The 23,723-nt window shown below is 73.7% G+C and carries 17 protein-coding genes; 8 read left to right on the top strand and 9 right to left on the bottom strand.

Features of this window, described 5'->3' with window-relative positions; translation table 11 throughout:
* Nucleotides 1-243 precede the first annotated feature (243 nt).
* The 6 genes from ACWDD7_RS18455 to ACWDD7_RS18430 are packed head-to-tail and all read left to right on the top strand — an operon-like array spanning nucleotide 244 to nucleotide 6,325.
* Complete coding sequence (locus tag ACWDD7_RS18455; RefSeq protein ID WP_450458079.1) at nucleotides 244-1,275, top strand: 3-oxoacyl-ACP synthase III family protein; 1,032 nt, start codon at nucleotides 244-246, stop codon at nucleotides 1,273-1,275.
* The gene (locus ACWDD7_RS18450; RefSeq protein ID WP_351879292.1) at nucleotides 1,272-2,012 is read left to right on the top strand and encodes a glycosyltransferase family 2 protein; all 741 of its coding nucleotides are present in this window, start codon (nucleotides 1,272-1,274) and stop codon (nucleotides 2,010-2,012) included. Before ACWDD7_RS18455 ends, ACWDD7_RS18450 begins: the two co-directional genes overlap by 4 nt.
* Nucleotides 2,012-3,502 (top strand): class I adenylate-forming enzyme family protein, encoded by a 1,491-nt coding sequence (locus ACWDD7_RS18445; RefSeq protein ID WP_450458078.1) that lies wholly within the window; start codon nucleotides 2,012-2,014, stop codon nucleotides 3,500-3,502. The genes ACWDD7_RS18450 and ACWDD7_RS18445 overlap by 1 nt, the downstream gene beginning before the upstream one ends.
* On the top strand, nucleotides 3,499-4,272 hold the full coding sequence (locus tag ACWDD7_RS18440) for a glycosyltransferase (protein ID WP_450458077.1): 774 nt from the start codon (nucleotides 3,499-3,501) through the stop codon (nucleotides 4,270-4,272). The genes ACWDD7_RS18445 and ACWDD7_RS18440 overlap by 4 nt, the downstream gene beginning before the upstream one ends.
* The gene (locus tag ACWDD7_RS18435; protein WP_450458076.1) at nucleotides 4,269-5,417 is read left to right on the top strand and encodes a cytochrome P450; all 1,149 of its coding nucleotides are present in this window, start codon (nucleotides 4,269-4,271) and stop codon (nucleotides 5,415-5,417) included. The genes ACWDD7_RS18440 and ACWDD7_RS18435 overlap by 4 nt, the downstream gene beginning before the upstream one ends.
* A complete protein-coding gene (locus tag ACWDD7_RS18430) occupies nucleotides 5,414-6,325 on the top strand; it encodes an NAD-dependent epimerase/dehydratase family protein (protein WP_450458075.1) in 912 nt (303 codons plus the stop codon). Before ACWDD7_RS18435 ends, ACWDD7_RS18430 begins: the two co-directional genes overlap by 4 nt.
* 253 nt (nucleotides 6,326-6,578) lie before the next feature.
* Here the strand turns inward: ACWDD7_RS18430 and ACWDD7_RS18425 are convergent, their stop codons facing one another.
* The 9 genes from ACWDD7_RS18425 to ACWDD7_RS18385 form a co-directional block, all read right to left on the bottom strand.
* On the bottom strand, nucleotides 6,579-7,361 hold the full coding sequence (locus ACWDD7_RS18425) for a GntR family transcriptional regulator (protein WP_450458074.1): 783 nt from the start codon (nucleotides 7,359-7,361) through the stop codon (nucleotides 6,579-6,581).
* Between the two features lie 289 nt (nucleotides 7,362-7,650).
* Nucleotides 7,651-8,601, bottom strand: coding sequence for a sulfite exporter TauE/SafE family protein (locus ACWDD7_RS18420; protein ID WP_450458073.1), 951 nt, complete (start codon nucleotides 8,599-8,601; stop codon nucleotides 7,651-7,653).
* Complete coding sequence (locus tag ACWDD7_RS18415; protein ID WP_450458072.1) at nucleotides 8,598-10,025, bottom strand: MBL fold metallo-hydrolase; 1,428 nt, start codon at nucleotides 10,023-10,025, stop codon at nucleotides 8,598-8,600. Before ACWDD7_RS18415 ends, ACWDD7_RS18420 begins: the two co-directional genes overlap by 4 nt.
* A gap of 207 nt (nucleotides 10,026-10,232) precedes the next feature.
* Nucleotides 10,233-11,435 carry an FAD-dependent oxidoreductase gene (locus ACWDD7_RS18410; protein WP_450458071.1) on the bottom strand — a complete coding sequence of 401 codons (1,203 nt, stop codon included), beginning with the start codon at nucleotides 11,433-11,435 and terminating at the stop codon, nucleotides 10,233-10,235.
* A 598-nt stretch (nucleotides 11,436-12,033) separates the two neighbouring features.
* A complete protein-coding gene (locus tag ACWDD7_RS18405; RefSeq protein WP_450458070.1) occupies nucleotides 12,034-13,677 on the bottom strand; it encodes a hypothetical protein in 1,644 nt (547 codons plus the stop codon).
* Between the two features lie 70 nt (nucleotides 13,678-13,747).
* Nucleotides 13,748-14,908 carry a hypothetical protein gene (locus ACWDD7_RS18400; protein ID WP_450458069.1) on the bottom strand — a complete coding sequence of 387 codons (1,161 nt, stop codon included), beginning with the start codon at nucleotides 14,906-14,908 and terminating at the stop codon, nucleotides 13,748-13,750.
* An 842-nt stretch (nucleotides 14,909-15,750) separates the two neighbouring features.
* Nucleotides 15,751-18,756, bottom strand: coding sequence for an ATP-binding protein (locus tag ACWDD7_RS18395; protein WP_450458068.1), 3,006 nt, complete (start codon nucleotides 18,754-18,756; stop codon nucleotides 15,751-15,753).
* Nucleotides 18,753-20,681 (bottom strand): hypothetical protein, encoded by a 1,929-nt coding sequence (locus ACWDD7_RS18390; RefSeq protein ID WP_450458067.1) that lies wholly within the window; start codon nucleotides 20,679-20,681, stop codon nucleotides 18,753-18,755. Before ACWDD7_RS18390 ends, ACWDD7_RS18395 begins: the two co-directional genes overlap by 4 nt.
* Before the next feature lie 498 nt (nucleotides 20,682-21,179).
* The gene (locus ACWDD7_RS18385; protein ID WP_450458066.1) at nucleotides 21,180-22,145 is read right to left on the bottom strand and encodes a LysR family transcriptional regulator; all 966 of its coding nucleotides are present in this window, start codon (nucleotides 22,143-22,145) and stop codon (nucleotides 21,180-21,182) included.
* A gap of 227 nt (nucleotides 22,146-22,372) precedes the next feature.
* Between ACWDD7_RS18385 and ACWDD7_RS18380 the strand changes: the two genes are divergently transcribed.
* Together ACWDD7_RS18380 and ACWDD7_RS18375 are read left to right on the top strand one after the other, a co-directional pair.
* Nucleotides 22,373-23,068, top strand: a complete 696-nt coding sequence (locus ACWDD7_RS18380) for a type 1 glutamine amidotransferase domain-containing protein (RefSeq protein WP_450458065.1) — start codon at nucleotides 22,373-22,375, stop codon at nucleotides 23,066-23,068.
* A gap of 6 nt (nucleotides 23,069-23,074) precedes the next feature.
* Nucleotides 23,075-23,683 carry a TetR/AcrR family transcriptional regulator gene (locus tag ACWDD7_RS18375; protein ID WP_450458064.1) on the top strand — a complete coding sequence of 203 codons (609 nt, stop codon included), beginning with the start codon at nucleotides 23,075-23,077 and terminating at the stop codon, nucleotides 23,681-23,683.
* Nucleotides 23,684-23,723 lie beyond the last annotated feature (40 nt).

Raw genomic sequence — 23,723 nt, 5'->3', positions numbered from 1 at the left:
GCGGCCGCCGCCTTGCCCCAGCCGTTGAGCTTCGGCGTACCGAGGCCGGGCTCGCGCAGCGTCCACTCCACCAGCCGGACTCACCCACGACCTGGCCGCGGCCCGCACTCACAAGATCATCCGACGGCTCGCGGGCCGCCACTGGTGCACGGCGGGGACGACGCTCGAAGCAGCCGATCACCTATTCCGGATGAGTACCCGCACTCAGGCGGGCCGTCCTGATGCGCTCGTAGCGTTCAGCCCATGCACATAGACCACGCTGCTCCCGAGCCGCCGCGCCGTCGGGCGGGCATCACCGCGGTGGCCTCCTGCCTGCCGGGGCTCGAAATGACCTCGCGGCAGATGCAGGAGCGGATCGCCGCGGCCTCCGGGCTGTCCCTGCCGACGCGGATGCTCGAACGGGTCACCGGCATCGCCTCGCGTCGGGTGGCCGCGGAGGGCGAGTACGCCTCGACGCTCGCGGTGGGCGCGGCACGTACGGCTCTGGACCGGGCCGGACTCGCCCCGCACGACCTGGACCTGCTGGTGTTCGCCTCCGCCACGCGGGACGTGGTCGAACCGGCGACCGCGCACATCGTCCAGGCCGAACTCGGTTCCCGGGCGCACGCCTTGGACGTGACCAACGCGTGCAACAGCTTCGTCAACGGCATCGACGCGGCGCGGGCGATGATTCTCGCCGGTCGCGCCCGCCGGGCTCTGGTCGTCACCGGGGAGACCCCGAGTCGCGCGGTCCGGCACACCCCGGCCGGCCTCGGCCAGTTCCGGGACGGCTTCGCGGGGTACACCTTCGGCGACGCGGGGGCCGCGGTCGTACTGGAAGCGGTGGACCGGGGCGGAATCGTCGACGTCGACACCGAGACCCACTCCGAGCACTGGTCGGTCGGGGGCATCTTCGGCGGCGGTTCGCGCCACCCGCGCGGAGACGAGCACACGTATTTCCACGGTGACGGAAGCGAGCTGCGCGAGGTGTTCGAGAAGGTCGGGACGTCGGTGCTCGACCGGATGCGGCAGCGCACCGGGCTGTCGTGGGACGACTTCCGGCACATCCTGGTGCACCAGGTCACCATGCCGTACCTGGAGCGGTTCGTGGAGCTCACCGGTGTCCCCCGGGACCGGCTCGTCGTCACGGTCCCCGAACTCGGCAACATGGCCAGCGCCACGCTCGGCGTCCAGCTGGACCGCGTCCACGGGGGCCTGCGGACCGGTGACCGGGTCCTGTTCGTGGGCCTGGGCGGCGGCGTGAGCATCATGACCATGGTCTGGGAGAAGGCATGAGATCCCTGTGGGTGGTGGTGCCCGCACACCAGGAGGCCGCCCGGATCGGCGCCACCCTGAACGCGCTCGCGGCTCAGCGCGACCGCGACTTCACCCTCGTCGTGGTGGACAACGCCTCCAGCGACGACACCGCTGAGGTCGCCCGCGACTTCGCCCGCAGGGCGCCCTTCCCCGTCCACGTCCTCAGCGAACCGGAGAAGGGCGTGGGCTGCGCGGTCGACACCGGCTTCCGGTACGCGATCGAGCACGGTGCGACGCTGCTGGCCCGTACCGACGCCGACTGCCTGCCGCGTCCCGGCTGGACGGCCGGCGCCCGCGACGCCCTGCGGCGCGGCGCGGGCCTGGTCTGCGGGCGCATCGACGCGCGCCGTGACGAGCACGGACCGCTCGGGCGGGCCGCTTTCCGCGCCCTGGTCCGCATCGCCGCCCTCTTCGGCCGGATACGCCCCGCCCACCGGCGCCGCCACGGTTACCTCGCCCCCTACCGGATGCACGCCGGCAACAACATGGCCGTCACCGCCGCGCTGTACGAGGCCGTCGGCGGGATGCCGCGCCGCCCGTCCCCCACCGACCGGCTCTTCCTGAACCGGGTGCGCCGCCACACCACCGCCATCGTGCACGCCCGCGACATGGTCGTGGAGAACTCCACCCGCCGACTGCGCGCCTACGGCCTGGTCGGCACCGCCCGCTGGTACCTCGACAAGGGCCCGGGCCGCCACGGGGAGGACCCCCGCTGATGCTCGACATCCTCGCCCACACCCTGCGCCGCCACCCCGACAGGCCCGCCGTCCTCGGTACCACCCCCACGGGGACCGTACGCACCAAGGCCACCTACGGGGATCTGGCCGACCTCACCGACCGCTGCACCGGTGCCCTGCACGCGCGGGGCGTCGGCTGCGGCGGCACCGTCGGCGTCGCCGTCCGCCCCGGGCCCCGCGCTCTCGCAGTGATGCTCGCCCTGCACCGGCTCGGGGCGCGCGCCGCGGTGCTCGACCCCGGCGCCGGACCGGACGTGCTACGCGCCCGGCTCGCCCTGGCCCGCCCCGACCTGGTCCTCGCCGACGCCACCGCCCAGGCCGTCGCCGGCTGGGCCCGGCCGCTGGCCCGCCGGGCCCGCCTGGCCCTGCCGGACCTCACGGAACTCGGACCGGTGGCGACGGTGGGGCCCCGGATGCCCGGCTGCGCGCCCGCCCTGGACACCGACGGACGCGGGGCACGGCCCCCGCGCCCGGTGGACGGGGACGGCGACGCGGTCGTCGTGTTCACCTCGGGCACCACCTCGCGCCCCCGTGCCGTGGTGCACACCCGATCCTCGATCGCGGCCGGCATGGCGACGGTGGCCGACCTGGTCCGTCCGGAGGCCGGGCGTCCCGTTCTCGGCGGCACCTTCTTCGTCCTCGTCCCCTCCCTCGCGAGCGGCGCACCGGTGGCGCTGCCCGCCCGTTCCACGCGGTTCCTGGTGCGGCAACTGCGCCGACTCGCGCCGCAGGCAACCTACTTGACACCCCCTCAACTGCGTCGGCTGCTGGCCGAGGGCAGCCGGTTCAACGGTCGCGTGTGGACCGGATCGGCGCCGGCGACCGCCGAGCTGCTGACCCGCGTCAAGCGAGCCGGCGCCGACGAGGCATGGGGCGTGTACGCGTTGACGGAGCTGTTCCCCGCCGCGGCCGTCGAGCAGGCAGACAAGGCCGCCTTCACGGGCGACGGGGACCTGGCCGGCGCCCCCCTGCCCGGCGTGACGGCGAAGACCGATGCCTCCGGGGAACTGCTGCTGTCCGGTCCCGCGGCCCGTGACCGCTACCTGGGCGAGGACCCCGACCCCTGGGTCGCCACCGGCGACCGGGCACGTCTGGACGGCGGCCGGATCGTGCTGGAGGGCCGCTGCAAGGACATGGTCCTGCGACACGCGGAGAACATCTACCCGGGCCTGTACGAACCGGCGCTGCACATACCCGGCGTCGAACTCGCCGTGCTGGTAGGCGTACCGGCCGAGGACGGCGACGAGCGCCTGGTCGCCGTCGTGCAGCCCGCCCCCGGGGCCGACCGCGCCGCGTTGCGGGCGGCCCTGGCCGGGCCGCTGGAGCGCATGGGATCCGCCCGCCCCGACGCGGTGCTGCTGGCCGACGTCCCGCTGTCCGGACGCTCCCTGAAGCCCGACCGTGCCGCCGCCGCCCGCCTCGCCGCCCGCCTCGCCGCCGGCCGGCCCTCGCAACGGAGCCGCGTATGACCGCCCAGAAGGACGGACCGCTGTGGGTGGTGGTCCCCGCGTACAACGAGGAGGCCGGGATCGGGGCCACCCTCACCGCGCTCGCCGCTCAGACCGACACCGGCTTCACCCTGGTCGTCGTCGACAACGCCTCCACCGACGCGACCGCCGACGTCGTGCGTCGCTTCGCCGCCACCGCGCCCTTCGGCGTGCACCTCGTCCGCGAGGAGCAGCGCGGCACCGGAGCCGCCGCCGACACGGGCTTCCGGTACGCCGTCGCGCACGGCGCCGAACTACTCGTCCGCACCGACGCCGACTGCCTGCCCGCCACCGGCTGGATCGCCGCGGCGCGCGCGGAGTTCACGCGCGGCACGGAACTGGCCTGCGGCCGGAGCCTCCCGCGCCGGGACGAGTCCCCCTCCCTCGTCGAGCGCCGTCTCCTGCCCGCGGTCGTCAGGGCGACCGCACTGTACGGGCGCTATCGCACCGAGCACCGGCATCCGCGCTACCGCGCGCCCTACGTGCTGTGCCACGGCCACAACCTCGCCATCACCGCCGCGCTCTACCTGCGGTGCGGCGGCGCGCCCCGCACCCCGCTGGAGGGGCCACCCGAGGATGTCGTGCTCCTCAACCGGGCGCGCGAGCACAGCGACCGGATCGCCCGGGCCGAGCGGATGGTGGTGCACACCAGCTTGCGCCGCCTGCGGGCCTGGGGCGCCCGCCGGACCCTGCTGTGGTGCTGGGACCGCCGCTACCGGCCCGCCGACGTGAAGGAGGTGCACGTCAGATGACCACGACTCCCGCCACGCCCGCCGCCTCGGCTCTCCGCGCCGCCCGGCGCCGCGACCGGCGCGTGTACACCCGTTCCCACCCCCTGCTGTTCGCTCTTCTCGCCGCCACCCGCCGTCGTACGGTCGTCCGCGTCGGCGGAGCGGTGCTGGTGCACGGTACCGGGCCCTACCGGCAGGCCCTGACCCGTATCCCGCTGGACCGGGCCGCCGCCGGCACCACCGGCGGCGCCGCCCGGGAACTGTTCACGGGCGGCGCGCTGTTCGACCAGGAGGGCACCGGCCACCGCGCCTCCCGGCGTGCCGTCGTCGACGACCTCGGCACGGCGGGGGTGGAGCGACTGCGTCCGGTGTGGCAGGGCGTCCTGGACCGCCGCCTCGCCCCGCTCCGTGCGGGTCGCGACGTCGATCTCGTACCGCTGGCCCGCGAACTGGCCGGGGCCACCGTCTGCGCGCTGCTGGGCACGACCGGCGATCCGGAAGCCGTCGCCGTGGCGGCCGCCGCGGCGGCGGCCGCCACCGTACGCGACCACCTGCCCGGCCCCCGGCCGCCCGGCACCGCACATGCGGCTGCCGCGGCGACGGCACGGCTGGAGGCGCTGCTCGCCCCGGCCGCCGGCGAAGCGACGCAGCGGGCCCTGCCGACCATGCTCGCGGTCGCCGCCGTCAACACCACCGTCGCGGCCCTCCCGCGGGCCGCCGCCTGGTGCGCCGACGCGGGGCTCTGGGACCAGGCGGCCGACGACCGGCTGCGCCCGGCCCTGGTGAGCGAACTGCTGCGGGTGACCGCCCCCTCCCCGCTGCTGCCCCGCGTGGCGGCGGCCGACGCGGAGCTGGACGGCTGCCCGGTCCGGCCCGGCGACCGCCTGATCCTGGTGGCGCGGCACGCCGCGCGGGCCCATCGCCGACCACCGGACGCCCGTCATCCGGCTCCGCCCGCCGTGGCCCAGCTCGTCTTCGGCGCCGGCACCCACGCCTGCCCCGGCGCACGCCTGGCCCGCGCCCAGCTCGACGACGTCCTCGCCGCGCTCGCCCCCCACCGCCCCGCCGTCCTGCGCGCCCGCGTGGACCGGGGCGCGGCCCTGCCCGGCTGGCGGACCCTCACCATGCGGGCGCAGGACGCCCGTCGACACCCGGAGAACCCATGACCACGATCGCCGTCACCGGCGCGAGCGGCTTCTGCGGCTCCCATGTCGCCACCGCGGCCGCCGCCCGCGGCGCCGACGTCCGGTGCGTCGGGCGACGCCCCGGCCCGGTCGGCCGGCACGTCCCCTGGGACGCCGCGCGCGAGGTGCCGGACCTGTCCGGCGCGGACCTCGTCGTGCACTGCGCGGCGGCCGTCGGCGACCCGGTGCCCGGCTCCCCGGCCGAGGCCACCATGCACGCCGTCAACGTCGACGGCACCGCGCGACTGCTCGACGCGGCCGCCGGCCGACCGGTCGTATGGGTGAGCAGCGCCAGCGTGTACGCGCCCGACGCCGGACGCTCCCGCATCACCGAAGACCACCCTGTGCGCGGGCATCTGAACGCGTACGGCCGCACCAAGGCCGCCGGTGAGTCGCTGGCGCTCGCCGCGGGCGCCGTGGTGCTGCGGCCGCGGGCGGTCTACGGTGTCGGGGACCCGCACCTGGTACCCCGGCTGCTCTCCCGCGTCCGCCATGGTCTGCTCATGCTGCCGGGCCCAAGCGTCCGGCTCAGCCTCACGGCCGTGGAGAACCTCGCCGACGCCTGTCTCACCGCCGCGGACTGGCCGCCCGGCGCGTACAACATCGCCGACCCGGTGCCGTACGAACTGGACGAGGCGATCAGGGCGGTGCTGCGCGCCCACGGCGCACGGGCGCGCATCGGCCACGTCCCGCTGCCGGTGGCCCAGATCGTGGCGGCCACCGCCCAGACGCTGGCCCGGCTACGCCCGCACGCGGAACCGCCGCTCACTCGCTACGCCGTCGACCAGTTGGCACACTCCGTCGTCCTGGACGTGTCCAGGGCCGAGTCCCAGGGGTGGGTGGCCGGTCGCACGCTCAAGGACTACGAGACTGCCCTGCTGAGAAGGTGAACGGCCGGAGCACGGCGGGTCGGTCGACCGACGTCCGGGCGGCAGATGCGTGATCACCGGGGTGACCCGGCCGAGGGGCGGTGGTCCCGGACCGGCACGGCTCGCACAGGTTCCGGAGGAGCAGGGCGCGGAGTACGGCCGGTCCAGCCGAGTACGGCGGTCCAAGGGGCCCGCACCCGCCGCTCGCCGGCCTGCCGCGGCGGGTCCGCCTGGTGCGGCCCGCCCTGCCGGGCCCCGAGGGAGCGATCCCGGGTCAGGGCGTGCGGACCGGAGCGCCCAGCCGGTAGCCGTCGGTCATGGAGAACTCGGCGGCGACGGCGAAGCGATCCGCTCGGACGAGCGTCTGCCGCCACTCGACCTGGCGCTGGTCGGTGTCGTGAGCGAGTCTGTCGATCGCGAACAGCGCGGTCGACGCGGGGCAGTCGAGCAGGACGCGCTCTCCGCGGCCGGGCACGACGGCCCGGATACGCTCCCATCCGCCGCTGATGCGGGTGCCGCAGTGGCGTTCGAGCTCGTCGTAGAGCGACGTGCGGGTGAAGTCGACATCCAGGAGCGGGCGGGCCACGGCCGCGGGAAGCCACACACGATCGACGGCGAGAGGCTGCTCGTCGGCGAGCCGGAGGCGTTCGAGGTAGACGAGCGGTGTGGACTCCTCAAGTCCCAGGCGGGCGGCGATGACACCGTCGGCGCGCTCGTCGAGCACGCGTACGACGCTGCGCTGGACGGCGCCCACCTCTTCCACGGAACGGAAGAGGCTGTACCCCTCACCGACCTTCTGCTCCAGCGGGCGGCCGGCGGTGAACTGGGAGACCTTGCCGCGCCGGGCGGTGACGAGGCCCTCCGCACGAAGCTGGCGGAGGGCCTCGCGGACGGTGTGCCGGCTCACCTGGTACTCGGCCACCAGGTCGTGCTCGCCGGGGAAGACGTCGCGGAACTCTCCGTCCTCCAGACGGCGCAGCAGGTCGGCGCGAAGCTGTACCCACAGCGGCTTGCCCGCGGATCGGATGAGGGTACGGGGGCCGGGCAGGGATGTCACCGGCGCCTTCTTGGGGATCGGGGGGTGGGGGGATGCTGCTGACACGAGGTGAATGTTCGTACATTTGCGAGGACGGTGCAAACTCGCGTGCGCCGGCTCCTCGGGCAGTGAGCGGGTGGGACCGCTCCGCGGGGTGGCGGCCTGCGTGAGGGGGTACCCGTACCGCCGGGCGGGCGGCAGGAGCGAAGGCGGCCCGTGGCGAGTCCGGACGCCCGCCGGTCGGCCGTCAGCCGACCGGCAGGGTCTGTCACCCGCCGCGGGGACCAGCCATGCGGCCGTGCGGGGAACATCAGACGAACGCGTCGATGAGCATGAACACGGCCATCGCGAGGAGCACGACGGCGAACGTTCGCTGCAGGGCGGCCCCGGAGAGCTTGGCTGCCAGCCGTTTGCCGTCCCAGGCGCCGAGGACGGCGGCGCCCACGAACGGGCCGAAGATCGCGAGGTCGAGGGACGTCCCTCCGGCCGCCATCCGGGTGGCCAGGGACACCACCGAGTTGATGAGGATGACGACGAGGCTGGTGCCGACGGCCTTCCGCATCGGCAGGCGGAGCACCGACACCAGGGCCGGCACGGCGAGGAAGCCGCCGCCGACTCCCAGCAGCCCGGTCACCGCGCCCAGACCGGCACCGGCAGCGGCGGTGCGGAGGTATCCGGCCCGGACGGCCGACCTGCTGGGGGCCTCGACGCCGCCCGTGTCCTGCCGCACGGGGGCGCCCGCGTCCTGCGCCGCCGTGCTCGTCCCGGCCGTTCGGAGTGCCGCCCGGACAGCGGGCGTCTCCGTGCGCTCGTCCCGGACGGAGCCGGCCGTCGCCACGGCTTGCTCGGGCGTCGCGGCCGGCGAGGCGGACGCGACAGACCGGCGGGCCCCGTGCGCCGCGCGGAGACCGCGCAGCATGACCACGGCGGCGAACGCGGCCAGGACGGCGAACGCGGTGGTCAGGAGAGCCTGCGGGATGCGGTGGGCGAGCACGGACGCACCGATGGCGGGTGCCACGCCGGCCGCGGCGAACAGGGCGCCGGTCCGCCAGCGGATGTTGCCGGTGCCGGCGTGGCGGGCGAGCGCGGTGACGGAGGTGATGGTGACGACGACCAGACTCATGGTCCCGGCGTCGGCGGGTGCGACGCCCAGGAGGTAGACCAGGGCCGGGACCGCGAGCACACCCCCGCCACCGCCGAGCGCACCGAGCGCCAGGCCGACCACGGCTCCGCAGAGCAGGGCGAGGATCAGCACGCTCACGCCGAGACGCCGCCCGGCATGGTGTCGGCGGGGTGCGCGACCGCACCTCGCCATGCGGAGAAGCCACCACGCAGGTCGGTGGTCTCGAAGCCGCGGGCCCGCAGGACGGACGCGGCCACCGACGAGCGGTTGCCGCTCGCGCAGAACACGGTCAGCGGCCGGTCGGTCGGCAGCTCGCCGAGGCGGCCGACCAGTTCGGGCAGCGGGATGAGGAGGGCGCCGGGGATGGTGCCGTTCTCACGGACCTCCCCCGGGCCGCGCACGTCCACCAGCGCGAAGCCGTCCGCGTCCGCGGCGAGCCGGGCGTCGAGATCGGCGGCCTCCACGCGCACGCCGACGGTCAGGTATTCCGCGCCGACGGCCTCGACCGGAGTCGCCAGGGCTCCGAGGACACGGTCGAAGCCGATGCGGGCGAGGCGGTTGCGGGCCTCGCGCGCGGTGTCCACATCACCGCACAGGATGATGCCGTCCCGGGCGTCGAGCACCTCGCCGGCGAGTTCGGCGAAACGTCCGCCGAGGGGGACGTTGACGGCGCCGGGCAGGTGGGCGGAGGCGAACGACTCCGGGTCCCGCGTGTCCAGGACGACGGCGCCGCCCGCCCGTGCGTCGAGGAAGGCGTCGGGGGCGAGGGAGGGAACGGGAGTGTCCTCGTCCAGGACCGGACGGGCCTCGCGGTTGCGCACGGACGTGAACGCGAAGTAGGCGGGCGCGGCGGGCTGGCCTTCGGTCACGACGGAGACGAACTCGTCCTCGGTCATGTCGGCCAGGGCGTAGTTGCCTCGGCGCTGGTTCCCGATGGTGCAGCTCAGCTCGGTCGAGAGGTTCTTGCCGCAGGCCGAGCCGGCCCCGTGCGCCGGGTAGACGCGTGTGTCGTCGGGGAGGGTGAGCAGGCGCTCGCGGGTGGAGTGGTACAGGGCGCGGGCCATCTCCTCGGCGGACCGGCCGCGGGAGCTGAGCAGGTCGGGACGGCCGACGTCGCCGATGAACAGCGTGTCGCCGGTGAGGACGCCGTAGGGGACGGCGTCGCCGGCGTGCTCGCGTACGACGACGCAGATCGACTCGGGGGTGTGGCCGGGGGTGTGCAGGATCTCCAGGTCGACCTCGCCGAGGCTGAGGTGCTCGCCGTCCTCCAGGGGGTCGGTGTCGAAGTCGAGGGAGCCGACGGACCCGTAGGAGATGCGGGCGCCGGTGCGCTCGGCCAGCTCCAGGTGACCGGAGAGGAAGTCGGCGTGGATGTGGGTCTCGATGACCCTCTCGATGGTCAGGCCGTGATGTTCGGCGGTGGAGATGTAGTCGTTGACGTCACGCTGGGGGTCGACCACGACGGCTCGGCCGGTGGTGCGGTCGCCGACGAGGTACGAGGCGTGGGAGAGGCACTCAAGGTAGAACTGCACGAAGACCAGCGGCTTGGTGTCGTTCGTCATGACAGGCTCCTGATGGATGAGCGGTTGACGGTGCGCCGGGGCGTCGGGCCGGGGCGCGGGTGGCGGGCCGGTGGGGCCGCGCGGATGCGACGCGGCGACGGCGAGGTGGCCAGGGGTGGCGATGTACGCCGGGGCCCGGAGGGCGGGTGCGCCGCGCCGGGCCCCCGGCCGGTGCGGGGGCAGAACCGTTCCGGCCCTCGGGGTGGGTCAGGCGAGCCCGCGAAGCATGAGGTTCCAGTAGAGGAACGGCAGGCCGCGCCGCTTGAGGTACCACATGTCGGTGCGCTCGCGGATGGTGTCGATCACCGGGATCGACGGGGTGGGCCGACCGCTGTAGTCGAACTCGGCGAGCAGCATCTTGTTGCGGGCCGTGGTCAGCGGGCACGAGGAGTAGCCGTGGTACGCGGCCGTGGGTTCCCGGCCGTTCATGGTGGCGAGGAGGTTCTCGACGACCACGGGCGCCTGCTTGCGCACGGCGGCGCCGGTCTTGGAGTTCGGGGACGAACCGGCGTCTCCGAGGGCCCAGATGTTGGGGTATCTGACATGCCGCATGGTGTGCTTGTCGATCTCGACGTAGCCGGCCGGGTCGTCGGCTCCGGCGAGCGGGCTGCGCTTGATCCAGTCCGGGGCGCTCTGCGGCGGTACGAGGTGGGCCATGTCGTACGGCAGGGTCTTCTTGGCGCCGGTGCCCAGGTCGGTGACGACCACCTCGCGGGCCTCGGGGCGCACCTCGGTGACCTCGCTGCTGTAGTGGACGTTGATGCCGTACCGGCGGACCACCTCGTCGAGCACGCGCGCGAACTCCGGAACGCCGAAGATGGCGGCACCGGGTATCACGAGGTGGACGTCGATCTTCCCGAGGAGGCCCTGCTCACGCCAGTAGTCGGAGGCGAGGTAGGCGATCTTCTGGGGGGCGCCGCCGCACTTGATGGCGCCGGTCGGCATGCTGAACACCGCGCTGCCCGAGCGCAACCCGCTGATGAAGCGCCAGGTCGCGGGAGCGGTCTGCGGCAGGTAGTTGCTCGACAGACCGTCCTTGCCCAGCCCGGCCTCCAGGCCCGGCACGCGGTCCCAGTCCAGCTGGATGCCGGGGCAGACCACCAGGTGGTCGTAGGAGACGGCGCCGCCGTCGTCCAGCGTCACCTCCTGGGCCTCGGGGTCGATGGCGACCGCGGCGTGTCGTATCCACCGCACGCCCTTGGGCATGACGGTCTTCTGCGGCCGGATGCTCTCCTGCAGCGGCGCTCGCCCGCCGCCTACCAGCGTCCACAGCGGTTGGTAGTAGTGGTCGAGACTCGGATCGAGAATCGCGACGTCCTTCTCACCGGCTCGGCGGAGCCGAGCCGCGACCGAGATACCCGCGGTCCCACCGCCGATGATCACAGTCCGGTGGTGCTGATTGGTCACCAAGGGAACCCCTCCGCTCAAATGTACGTACATTTAAGCTAGGCGGCGTCGTCCCGATGCGCAAGTCACCTGCGGAAATCTCACATCAGTTGTACGTACATTTCTTCCTGCCCTGCGGCTGAGCACCTGTCCCGCCTCGCCCACGACCGGAGCGGAAGCGTGCCCGCGGAGGCGCGGTGCGGCCTGTGGGGCACGCACGGTCGGCGATCGCCGCGAAGGGAGGGCACGGGTGCGCTTCCTGTCCCGTCGGCGGGGACAGAGGCCGGGCGGCGATGACGTGCCACAGTCGCTCGCGGCTCGGGCCGGCCTCCGGCATCACGACCTCGTCCGCCGTGGGCGCGACCGACGGTGCGGTGGGGTTTCAGGCCGTTCGGTACGTCCCGGAGGGCGTGCGGCTTCGTCGCGGCGGCGCGGAGGGACGGGGCCGGCGTCCTCCTTCTCCCGCGCGGCGGTCGACGGCCCCCGCATCCACGCCTTGCCGTCCCGCTCGCCGCCACCCTGACCGGCGGCCACCGCCTGATCGCCCGCCGCGGCACCGAACACTGCGCCGGCCTGAACAAAGCCGAATGTCCGGCAGAGCCCTACGAGAGTCTCCCGCCGCTCACGCCTGCCCCTTCGACCCCGTCTCCTTTCCTGCCTCCGTTTCCCCGACGCGGTGGATGAATATCGGTGTGTTCATTTCGATGTTTTCGTTGTCCGGATCCTTGGCACGCTTCAACAGTTCCTCGGCCCTGTGGTTTCCTTGCCCGATCACGCCCGGATTCCCGACATAGGTCGATATGTACTGTCCATCGCGAGGGGCAAAGACAGAATTGATCAGATCGTCGTCCGACCGGCGCTTCGCGTTGACGTCCTTGTACCCGATGGTGCCGTTTCCTCGCCCGAGTTCCTCCAGGTCGGCGACCACCGCGTTTTCCGGCGGGCGCGCACCGTTCAGACTCCGGTGCAGGGCGCGGTTGCTCTTCCAGGGCTCCATGGGCCGTCCTGTCAACCGGCGCCCGAGATAAGTGTCGTTCGCCCAGTTCCTTCCGGCTCCGACCGCCTGGCGTATTCTTTCCTGAACAGTCAGAGGTGGCCGCTGCCCCGAATCTCCCTGAGAGATACCGTCTTGGGGTTCCTGAAGCCGGGCGTCATCGCCGACCCGTCCCGTTGCGGCGTTCTCACTTTTTTCTTCCAGCCGGGAGTCCCCCGTGGCGCCCGTCGCCGCGCCGGACTCCGCGCCGTCGGCGACTTGACCGGAGTTCCCGGCCTCCGACGACTCGCCGACTTCTCCACCGAGTCGGGCTTCCGCCGGTCGATCCGATTCCTCGGCAGGCTCTGCCTCGTCGGCGGGCCCTGCGTCGGGCTCGTCCGACACGGGAACGGTGTCGGCGCCGCGGGCCTCGTCGGTTTCACCCGCCTCCGCACGGTCCGGGTCCGGGAGCATATCCGTACTCGCTTCCGGGGCGGCAGGCCGCTGTGTGTCGGCCTGTTCGAGGGGCGTCGGCTCTTCCTCGGGGCCAACCGGCCGTTCGGGACTCGCCGTTCCGGCGGACGGCTCATCCGCGCCGCCCTGCACCTCGTCCGCTGCCTCTATCCGCTCGGGGCGTTCGGCCGCCTCCCGAGCCGGGAACGGGCCGCCCACCGGGTCGGCGGGGGTAGTCCCGGGCTCGGGACTCGACTCCGACTCCAGACTCGGCACCGGGTCGCTCGACTCCGACTCCAGACTCGGCACCGGGTCGCTCGACTCCGACTCCAGACTCGGCTCCGGGTCACCTGACTCCGACTTCAGGAGCGGGTCCAAGTGGTCCGCCGGCGCTGGGGAGTTCTCGGCAGCCGTCGTTTCCGACGCGGCCTGGTTGTCAGGAAGCCCTGGTTCTTCCCGCTGCTCCTCGGCCACCACCGGGTCCGGCTTGTCGGGCGGTTCCGCGGCGGCCACCGGTCGTAGCGGCTCGCTGTCGTCCGGAGGCTGCCGACCAGCCGACGCCGGTTCGGCCGCGGACCGTTCCGCACTCGCCTCGCGCACGTCGACGTCGCCGTCCGTCAGTTCGTCCGCACCAGTGGCCGGTACGTCTGTCGTGCGCTCGGGCTCCGGGACGTCGCCGTCATCCGCGTCGTCCGTTCCCGCCTGTCCAACGTCCTGCGTACCGGCGCCCGCGTCGTCCTCCTCCGGCACGTCCCCGTCGCCGACCGCCCCCGAGTCGAACGAAGGAGGCGGCGGCGGCGTAGGCGGCGGCACGTCGGAGACGTCGCTGATTTCACTCATGAACGTTCCCTCTCGCGTCGGCGCATGCCGCCACCTCGGGCAACCGCGGCCCTTCCGAAAGCCCCCGCGTTCACCCCAGCCCCATGTCCTTCCCGAGACCCGGTCCCCGTCGCTGTTCCAGGTTCCGTTGCAGGGCCTGCACGACCTCCGGCGTCACGTCGGGCACGCCGCGTACCCGGTTCACAGCGGCCCGATTCACGTCGCGAACGTTCGAAAGACCCTGCGCGGCGATCTCCGCAGCGCGCGCCACCTCCGGATCCCCCGCACGCGGTTCCCGCGGTGCGTCGCGCTCCTGATCCGTTCCCGACCGGCCTCCCCGTTCCCGGCCGGTTCCCTCCCGGTCCCGGCCCTCCCGCGCGGCCTCGTCCGCCTGTTGGGTTTCCATGGCTCGGGCCGCGGCGGCCCCGCGCATGCGCTCGACATCCGGTTCGAGTTCAAGCCCGCCGATCTCGACTTCCCTCCTCTCGACGTCGGTCCGATCCTCGTCATCCCCGTCCCTGTCGTCGCGGGGCGGTGCACCGGGGTCGGCAGGGGTGCCGCCGACGTCGGGCCCGCCGGATCCGGCGGACTCGGGACGGAAGAACCGGCGCCACGGGTGGCCGCCCGACGCACCTCCGTCGTCGGAGTCGTCCGGATCACCGGGGTCGTCCGGATGGTTCGCTTCACCCGGGTCGTCAGGGGCGCCGGGACCGCTCGGACCGTCCGGAGGCCCCTCGGCGTTCCCACCGCCCGCCGCCGCTTCCGTCGGCGGACGACCAGGGTTGAGCCACGGATTGGGGCGCTCCTGCGCGACCACCCCCGCCTGCTCGTACTCCTCCGTGCGTGCCGCCGGAGGGTCCCCGTCCTCCCACTCGCCGTCCGGCGTGGCGCCCTTCGCGGGCGGCACGGCGTCCGCTCGCGTGTCCGGCCGCCCATCACCGGGGGCCCCTGCGCGGACGGCATCGGCCTGGGCCTCGAAGGCCAGTCGTCCGGCAGCCTCGTCGAAGGCGTTCGTGGCCTGCCCCACAAGATCCGCGGCGGCCCCGGCCACGGCTGAAACGACCCTGACCCCGGCCTCGGCCGCCGACCCCATGGCCTCGCCGGCCTCGTCGACCGGACTCGCAGACGTGCGGCCGTCCGAGGCGTCGGTCCCGGACGGTTCCTGGCGGTCCGGATCCGGGCCCCGGTCCGTGGTTTGCCCCGGCTCCTCCGTTGCCGTGTCCCGCTGCCGCGGGTCGTCCTGGTCGGGCACGTCCGACGGTTCAGGCCGGGCGGGCCCGACGGACGGGTGATCCGGACTGTCACCCTCCTCGTCCGTGGTCCCGGCCTGGTCGGGCGACCCGGAGCGGGCATCCGCCGAGTCGCCCGGTCGAGTGCTGTCGGGCGCGTCCTCCACTGCCTGGCTGCCGGCTTCGGGCCCCCGTCCCGCTTCCTCTTCGGTCTCGGACTCGGCCTTGGGCTGTGGCTCCGGGGCGGCTTCGGCCTGCGGGTCGGGTTCGTGCCCCGTGTCCAGCTTCGCCTCCCGCTCGGGCTCAGGTCCAGATTCCCCCTCCGGCTCGGGCTCAGGTCCAGATTCCCCCTCCGGCTCGGGCTCAGGTCCAGATTCCCCCTCCGGCTCCGCCTCCCGCTCGGGCTCAGGTCCAGGTTCCCCCTCCGGCTCCGCCTCCCGCTCGGGCTCAGGTTCGGGCTCCGGCTCCGGTTCCGGTTTTTGCTCAGATTCGGGGGCCGTGTCAGATTCGGGCTCGGTCTCCGGGTCCGGTGCCTGCTCAGGCTCCGGGCCCGGCTCGGGGCGGTCCGGGCCCGGCGGGGTCTCCTCCGGCGGCCCCGTGGGATCAGGCTCGTCCCCCGGGGGGTCGCCGTCCTGCGGGGTTTCCCGGGCGGGCGGCAGCGGCTCGTCGGACTCGGGGCCGAGCCCCGGGGCGTCGCCGTCCCGGGCGTCGTCCGCCCCCTCCTGGCCGGCCTCCTGCGGCGCCCCGGTGTTCTCGTCGGGCCCGTCCGGTGCGTCTCCGTCCCCGGGTGCCCGCGCGTCCGTCGGAGGTGGGGGCGGCGGAGGGGGTGGTGGGGCGTCGGGGACCACGCCGCCGAGTTCGCTCATCAGCGGGCCCTCGCTTCCCCGGCGCATGTCCGCGCCACTCGTGCCGCCGTCTCCGCCACCACCGCGCGCAGACGCGGTCCCTCCCCGCAGGCCAGGGCGAAGGCCCGTCGCACGTGTTCCTCCGTCGTGCCGCCCGTCACCGCCGTGACCGCGTCACGCAACCCGCTGCGCTCCACGTCGCCGATCCGGGCGTGGACCTTCTCCGGACCGTAACCCGGCAGGGCGCGGACCTGGAGGCGGTGGTCGGCGCCGGAGGTTCCGGTCAGGACGAGGCCGCGGGACGCCCATTCCGCCTCGTGTTCCGGATAGCTGTGAGGCCCGTCCGGGGCGGCCTTCCGGGCCCGTTGGATGGCTTCCAGCACGTCCCTGAAGCGGTAGTTGGCGTACGTGTGGCGGCGCCGGTCCGCGGCGGGCGGCGGCTCCGTGCCCAGGAGTTCGGCGGACAGTAGGGCGTGCAGGCGCTCCGCGAAGTCCGCAGGGTCGACCTCGTCGCGCATCAGGGCGGCCCGCGCGGAGACGGCGCGCTCCGCCGCGTACACGAGGGTGCACTCCAGATCACGTGCTTCGAGCGCCGTCAGTGCCGCCCGGACGCTCGCGGCCGGACCGGGCGCGGCCATGCCCATCGCCTGGGCGCAGGCGGCCGCTTCCACCCAGATCAGGTGGAGCGGCTCCATGGAGCGGTGGTGGGAGTCGTTCATGGTGCGCAGAGTGCAGGGTTTGCTGCGGCAGGAGGCCCCGCAGAGGCGGCTGCGGCTGCCGAGCAACGGCGGTTCTCCGGACGCCCCCTCCGTGCTCTCGTCGTGTTCGCCGTGCGGGATCGCCGTCAGGACGGGCCGGTCCATGCCGTCGGAGGCCACGGCCGCGTGCCCCGGCGGCAGCGCGACGACGTTCTCGCTCTGCTCCTGCTGGAGGTTCATCGTGGCGCCCACGGACCGGCGGTCGTCCTCCGCCGGAAGCCTGTGCATCATCTTCAGCGCGCTGTTCTTGACGACGTCCGGGAGGATCTTGCTGGGGATCTGTTCGACGATGACGACGCCTTCGCCGTACGCCCGGATCTCCGCGAGGAGCGACGCGAACAGTTCGACGGCGGCGGCAGCCGGGCCGTCCTCGACGTTCTTGAGCAGCCGGTGCGCCTCCTCCACGACGAGCACGTGGCGCAGCGGGACCCCTCCCCCACCGTGGTGGACCCGCAGGTGTTCGACGAGGCGGATGAGCACGGCCCCGATGAGGAAGGCCTTGTCCTGGTCGTTCGTGATCGTTTCGAGTTCGAGGACCACGTTCCCGGAGAGCAGGCCGACGATGTCCAGCGGGTGGCCACCCTCGAAGAACCGGCCCGGTGTGCCTTCCCGCAGCGAGCCCATGCGGACGTCGACGAAGCCCCGTACGTCGGCGGTGACCTCCTTGCCGTACCCGATCATCTCGACGACCTGGCGGGCGGTCGCCTGGAGTTCGCCGAGGGTGGGGTAGGCGGCGGTCCGGGGCACGTCGGGCTCGTCCAGTACGTATTTCGGCTTGTGGGCGGGGCGCGGCTCGCCGGTCACGAGGTCCCAACCGGCGTCCGTATAGCACTGGGAGAGTGCCCTGGCCAGGACCTGCGGGAAGGGCTCGTGTCCCTCGAAGGCCGCCAGGAAGAGGGCCCGTACGAGGTCCACATGGCTCTGCAACGGGAAACCGGGCTCCGGCTCCAGCGGGTTGAGGGAGGCGGGCGGGACGTCCACGTCTCCCGGCCGGATCACGGTGACCCGTCGGGCACCCTCCGGTCCGCCCGCCGCGCCGAGCCGCCCGGCCATGCGGGCATACTCGGCCTTGGCCGGTTCGAGGACCAGCCAGGGGACGGGCCGCTCGTGCGTGGACAGGGCGCTGAGCAGGCTCCGTACGGTCTGGGACTTGCCCGAACCGGTGGCTCCGCAGACGAAGGCGTGCCGGTTGAGGGTCGAGCGTGACACGTGGAGCCGGCCCGCGGCCGACAGCGACACGTCCAGGATGTCACCGATCAGGAAGCCGTCGGTGGCCGTGGCCTGCGCCGTGTCGTCGGAGGTGACGTCGAAACGGTTCGGCGCCACCGTGCGGATGCCCGGGAGTTCCCGCCCCGGCGGCCGGGCGAGCGCCGCCACGAGTTCCGCGGGGGCGATGAAGGGGGTTGCTCCCGGCGGTCCGGATCCGGCGGCGGCCGGGGTGACCGCGGTCAGCGCCTCGACGAGCGGCACGGTGCGCCGGGTCGGCACGAGGACGTACGGCAGATCGTCCAGGTCCCCCGAACCGCACAGCAGTGCCGCCGAGGCGAGCGCCGACTCGGGCCGCTCGGCGCCGACCAGCAGGCGTACGCTCCACACCCCGGTGGCGAGCGCCCTCGTCAGCTCCCGGTAGCGGGCCTCGGCCCGTTCGGCGGCCACCCGGTCGGCCGCGGAGTTCTCCCGCTGGCGCAGCCGGGGCAGTTGTACGGACAGCGTGGACCGCTCCTGTTCCAGCCGCTCGTGCGGGAGGGGTTCGGCCAGGAGCAGCCACGCGAAGGCGTCCGGGAGGTGGGCGACGGCGTCATCGAACGATCCGCGGCGTTCCGTGGGCAGGGCGCGCTCGTCGTCGCCCATGCGCAGGGCGTCGTGGGCGCCGAGGCAGGGCAGCCAGTACGGCATACGCTCCAGCAGCGCGGCGGCCTCGCCGGGCGGGAGGTCCCGGGCCGTCGCGCCGGGCGGGTAGCGCAGCGGGCGCTCGGCCACGCCGTGGCGCTGCTCCCCGGCGGGCGGGAAGAACGGGGTCCCGCCCACGAGGAAGTGCATCGGCCGGTGCGGGCCGGGGCGTACCCACGCGGCGGCGAGGCCCGTCGGCCGGCCTGCGCCGTGGTGGCCGAGCACGGCATGGGCCGCCGTCACCGCCGCGGTCAGCTGGGCGGCCGTGCGGTCCTCGGTGCGGGGGTCCTCCGGACGGCGGGGCACGGTGAGCAGCCGGTGGAAGCGGTACGCCGCGAGTTCCGCGGGCCCGGCCTGGGAACCGGCGGCCGGTGTCACGGCAGGCTCGGGCGCGGTCGCGCGGACAGCCGCGGCAGGAAGTTGATCCCCGGGTTGCAGTCCCCGAAGACCACGCGGCGGCCGCCCGGACCCGCCTCGACGAGGACCAGTCCGGTCACGGGCAGGGCCTGCAACTGGGTGGGCTCGACCGTGAACTCGTAGACACGGCTGAGGTTCTCGCCGGTCGTCGTCGACCGGGCGGTCGAGGTGTTGGTGGAGTCCTGCCAGCTGCGCGAGAGCGAGGTGGAGAAGGAGCTGGAAGTCCCCCAGCTGCTGCCCGACCCGATACCGCCGCCCCGGTTGGAGCCCGAGGTGTCGGACACGCCTCGCTGGTAGCCGTAGCTGGTGCCGCGCCCCTCGGTAAGGGTTTCTCCGACCTGCCGGGTCAGCTGGTTCACCAGGAACTTGTGTTCCTGCCCGATGAACTGCGCGGCGGCCTTGGCCTCCTCGCCGTTGCCCAGGCGCATGAACACCGTCGCGCTGTCGGACCCGCCGGCGACCTGGACCGCGGCCTCCCGCAGGTGTTCCAGGAGGAAGACGAGCCGCACTCCCGCGGTCCGTGCCTGGCGTGCCATCGTTTCGAGGGCCTCGCGGCCCAGGTGGTCGGCGCCCGCCACGACGAGCGTGCCCGAGCCGGGGGTGACCGCGCGCTTGCGCAGTGTGTGGAGCAGCCGGAAGAAGACGAAGCGGTCGGTAAGGTCCTTGCGCCGCTGGACGGGGTCCTCGGTCGTGACGACAGTGAGGCAGCCGGGCTTCCACCAGGCCGACGCGGAGGTGTCGGGCGCGTCGGCCGCCTCCGCCTTCGTCAGCAGTTCCGTCTGAGCCCGTACGTAGCGGAGCTCGTTCTGTACGCGCTCGCCCTGACCGATGAGGTCGATGGCCTGGGTGATGGACTCGATCTCGGAGCGGCTCAGCGCGCCCGGTGCCTGCGGGTCGACGTCGTACACGCGGAGCAGGACGCGGAGTCCGGCGGCGAGGCGGGAGAAGGTCACCGGTCCTTCGAGGAGGTCGGTGACGGTCTGGATCACGTCCACGTCGATGGTGTGGAGGTCGATGTCCGCGCCGGGCGGGCGCATCGTCCCCAGGGCTTCGGCCAGTGTCTCCGCCAGTTCCTCCGAGGTGAACTCCGCGCGCAGGTCCATGCCGAGAAGGGCACCGGGCATGGGTACGTGGCCGACGGTGACGCCGCGCTGGGCGGCGAGCCCGGCCAGCTCCAGGGCCACGGCCTGCTGGGTGAGGTCGAGGACGACGAGCGACCGACCGCCGGAGAGGAGTGGTCCGCCCAGTGTGGCGAGGAGGCTGGCCCAGCCGTTTCCCGTGCCGCCGAAGACGTCGATCCGGCTGGGCCCGGAGGTGAGGGAGATCGGGTACCAGGTGTCCAGTGTCTCGTTGTGGCGCAGGTGCTCGGCGCGGTGGGCGGCGAGCCGGTCCTGCCAGGACTTCCGGCGGGCCTCGTAGTCGCGCTTGGCGCGTTCCCGTTCCGCCTTGAGGCGGCGTTCGGCGGCCCGCAGCCTGGCGTTGGGCGAGGTCGCGGCGCTCGCGGCGAGGACGAGGACCACGACGACGATCGCTGCGGCGGCGCCCGCGGCCACGAACGCCACGCCGGCCGCGATCAGGGTCAGGCAGCCGAAGCCGGAGGTCTTGCGGCCGCTCATGGCCCGCTCCTGCATGGAACGCACCTCGGCGTCGGAGGGCTCTCTGTACACGGGCGGGTTTTGCGCGTCGCGGTGGACGGGCGGCTCCGGCGGCTGGACGAACTCCCAGCCCCAGCGCTCCTCCCCGCTGAAGACGCGCAGTGCCAGTTCCCCCGCGGCCTTGTCCCCCGGGTCCCCCGGCCCTCCCGAGCCCTGCGGGTCCGCCTGGCCGCTCCGGCCGTCCCGGTCGTCCCGGCCCGCGCGTTCGGTCCCGTCTTCGGCAGCACTCATGACGCCCCCCGTCCCGTGTCGGAGCATTGTCCCCGTACAGGTGGCGGCTGTCTCCTCCAGCCGCCGAGAGGAGCCACCTTGGCCTGAACCTCACCACAAATGACCAAAGTTGATACATCACCATATGATCAAAAAGGTCGGTCCTCCGAAGACCGTGCCCGCCCGCTGACCCGCGGGCCGCCTGGCGATCACGCCTTCCTGCGAGTCGGCCGAGTTCCCGTCGACAGGGGCAGTCGATCGCCATGGCGGACAAGGCCGTTCGCGTCCGACGGGACGTGCGTCCCGGACCGGCTTGCCCCGGTCCACGGGACTCGGAGCCTGGCGCGGCGGCTTATGGCGGGCTGTGCCTCCGCCTCCCTGCCTCGGAATCTCGAAGTCGGCCGCCCACCGCCGGTTCCGGGTCTGGTCCAGGGCTCACGGGTCAGAGGGCCGTACGGCTTCCCGCGGCCGACGCCAAGCCACGGGGTGCGCCGCGCATCGCGGTGCGCCGCTGCCCGGTCACCACGTGCGTGCCTCCCGCAGCAGATGGTCGCGGACCAGCGCCACATGCGGGTTGTCCGCGGTACCGGGGCGCTCCACCAGGTAGGCCGTGTTGATCGGTGGGTCCTCGGGGGTGAGCAGCGGGACCAGCGCCCCCGAGGCCAGCTCCGCCCGGCAGAGATAACCGGGCAGCACGGTGACGCCCGCGCCCGCGCTCACCGCGGAGAGGACCCCGCGCAGATCCGGCATGGTGAGCGCGGCCTGCGTGGTCAGTCGCCGCCCGAAGACATGCCGCCAGTAGCGGCGGGCGATGGGCAGGTCCTCCGCGTACGTCACCAGCGGCACCCCGCACAGGGCCGCCGGGCCCTCGGCGGCAACCCGGTCCGGGCCGATCTGCTCGGCCCACTCCGGTGACGCGACGAGGACGAACTCCTCGTCCGCCAACGGCACGGCGGTCAGGGCACGCCCACGCGGCCGACGGGCGGAGATCACCAGATCGTGGCGGCCCGCGCGCAGTCCCTCCAGCAGATCCTCGGAGAGCCCGGTGGTGACCCGCAGCCGTACGCCGTCCGCGACAAGCGGGGCCAGGACGCGCAGGGCGCAGGAGCCGAGGAAGTCGGCCGGCCCGGCCAGATGCACCGGCGGAGCCGGTACGCCTTCCCGCAGCGGTGTGCGCTCGGCGACGGCCGCCAGGGCGTCGATGGGGCCCGCCACCTGCTCGGCCAACTCGTCGGCGTAGGGGGTGGCCGTCACCCCGCGTGGCTCACGCTCGAAGAGCTGCCGGCCGAGGTGGTGCTCCAGCGAGCGGATCTGGGTGGTCACGGTGGGCTGGGAGAGGCCGAGCAGCGGTGCGGCGGCCGTGTAGGAACCGGTCCGGTGCACGGCCAGGAAGGTGCGCAAGAGGGAGAGGTTCAGGGGCGCTGGGGCGGGTTGCCGAGACTCCGCCCGCGGCCCCGGCAGGCCGTCGGATTCCCTATCTGCCATCGGATTCCCTATCGCTCATGTTGCCGATCCTATTGGTAATGGTGAGCGGGGGCGGCCTACGGTCGAAGACGTCGTCGCTCTGACGTTCTCGGTCCGGAACGTCAGAACGTCAGAACGTCAGAGCTCCGACGCCCGGAGCCGGGGACTGCCCGGCCATCCGGGACCGGGAGCCCCGGCGTCCCCGGGCGCCGGAGCACCGGACCGTCTACCCGAAAGAGAGCACCACCATGGCGAAGATCCTGTTCGTGATGACCGGCGTCGACCACTGGACCCTGGCCGACGGCACCCGGCACCCGACCGGCTTCTGGGCCGAGGAGGCCGTGGCCCCTTACGAGGTGTTCACCGCGGCCGGGCACGAGATCACCGTCGCCACCCCGGGCGGCGTCGTACCCGTCGTCGACCGGGCGAGCCTCGCGCCCGAGACGAATGGCGGCCAGGAGGGCGCCGAGAGGGTCGCGAAGGCGCTGGAATCGCTCAGCGAGCTGCGGCGGCCCGTGAAGCTGGAGGAGGTGGACCCGGACGGCTACGACGCGGTCTTCTACCCGGGCGGCCACGGCCCGATGGAGGATCTGGCCGTCAACGCCGACTCCGCCGCCGTGCTGAGCCGCACCCTGGAGTCCGGCCGGCCGCTGGGCGTGGTCTGCCACGCGCCGGCCGCGCTGCTGGCCACCGCCGGCGAGGACGGTACCTCGCCGTTCGCGGGCTACCGGCTGACCGGCTTCAGCAACGAGGAGGAGCGGCAGGCGGGCTTCGCCGAGAAGGCCAAGTGGCTGCTCCAGGACCGGCTGACCGAGCTGGGCGTCGACTACGTGGAGGCGGAGCCCTGGACCCCGAACGTCGTGGTCGACCGCAACCTCTACACCGGCCAGAACCCGGCCTCCTCCGGCCCGCTCGCGGCGGAGCTGGCCAAGGCCCTGGGCTGAACAGGCATGGCCCCTGACCGGCTCACGGAGGTACTGGACGCCACGTACGACTGCCTCACCCGGTACGGCGTGCGGCGCACCACGGTGGACGACATCGCCGGCGCCATGAGCGTGTCCCGGTCAGCGGTCTACCAGTACGTCCGGGGCAAGGACGACGCGTTCCGCCGGCTCGCCGAGCGCCTGCACGACCGGGCGCTGGAGCGGGCCCGGCGGGCCGCGGCCGCCGACGCCCCGCCCGCGACCCGGGTACGCGGCGTGCTGGAGGCCAAGCTCGCCCTGGTGCTGGAGCTGGCCGGGGACTCGCCGCACACCGCCGAACTCCTCGACGAGAAGGCCCGGTTGTTCGGCGACATCTGCCACCGCTTCACCGCCGATCTGCGCGCGCTGCTGATCGGCGTCTTCACCGAGTCGGGGCTCCGGGACCCGGGAACCGCGGCGGCGGGCGCCGTCGGCGAGGATGCCTCTGCCGTCGATGCCGCCGAAGCGGCCGACATCGGCATCGCCCTCGTACTCGGCCTGGAGTCCGTACCCGGCGGCGAACACCTCCTCCCCCCGGCGGTGGACGCGCTGGTCGCCGGTCTGCTCGGCGGAGCCGCCGAGCAGACCGACCGCTGATCCGCGTCCGTAGACCACCTCGCGGCCGTACGGCGCACCG

It is taken from the genome of Streptomyces sp. NPDC001056 (assembly GCF_053598955.1).
This window is presented reverse-complemented; position numbering and strand designations above follow the sequence as displayed.

What these genes read in the sequence shown, in the direction of transcription:
- ACWDD7_RS18455 (WP_450458079.1), top strand. Translation starts at nt 244, where the DNA reads ATGCACATAGACCACGCTGCTCCCGAGCCGCCGCGCCGTCGGGCGGGC.
- ACWDD7_RS18450 (WP_351879292.1), top strand. Translation starts at nt 1,272, where the DNA reads ATGAGATCCCTGTGGGTGGTGGTGCCCGCACACCAGGAGGCCGCCCGG.
- ACWDD7_RS18445 (WP_450458078.1), top strand. Translation starts at nt 2,012, where the DNA reads ATGCTCGACATCCTCGCCCACACCCTGCGCCGCCACCCCGACAGGCCC.
- ACWDD7_RS18440 (WP_450458077.1), top strand. Translation starts at nt 3,499, where the DNA reads ATGACCGCCCAGAAGGACGGACCGCTGTGGGTGGTGGTCCCCGCGTAC.
- ACWDD7_RS18435 (WP_450458076.1), top strand. Translation starts at nt 4,269, where the DNA reads ATGACCACGACTCCCGCCACGCCCGCCGCCTCGGCTCTCCGCGCCGCC.
- ACWDD7_RS18430 (WP_450458075.1), top strand. Translation starts at nt 5,414, where the DNA reads ATGACCACGATCGCCGTCACCGGCGCGAGCGGCTTCTGCGGCTCCCAT.
- ACWDD7_RS18415 (WP_450458072.1), bottom strand. Translation starts at nt 10,025, where the DNA reads ATGACGAACGACACCAAGCCGCTGGTCTTCGTGCAGTTCTACCTTGAG.
- ACWDD7_RS18405 (WP_450458070.1), bottom strand. Translation starts at nt 13,677, where the DNA reads ATGAGTGAAATCAGCGACGTCTCCGACGTGCCGCCGCCTACGCCGCCG.
- ACWDD7_RS18390 (WP_450458067.1), bottom strand. Translation starts at nt 20,681, where the DNA reads ATGAGTGCTGCCGAAGACGGGACCGAACGCGCGGGCCGGGACGACCGG.
- ACWDD7_RS18385 (WP_450458066.1), bottom strand. Translation starts at nt 22,145, where the DNA reads ATGGCAGATAGGGAATCCGACGGCCTGCCGGGGCCGCGGGCGGAGTCT.
- ACWDD7_RS18380 (WP_450458065.1), top strand. Translation starts at nt 22,373, where the DNA reads ATGGCGAAGATCCTGTTCGTGATGACCGGCGTCGACCACTGGACCCTG.
- ACWDD7_RS18375 (WP_450458064.1), top strand. Translation starts at nt 23,075, where the DNA reads ATGGCCCCTGACCGGCTCACGGAGGTACTGGACGCCACGTACGACTGC.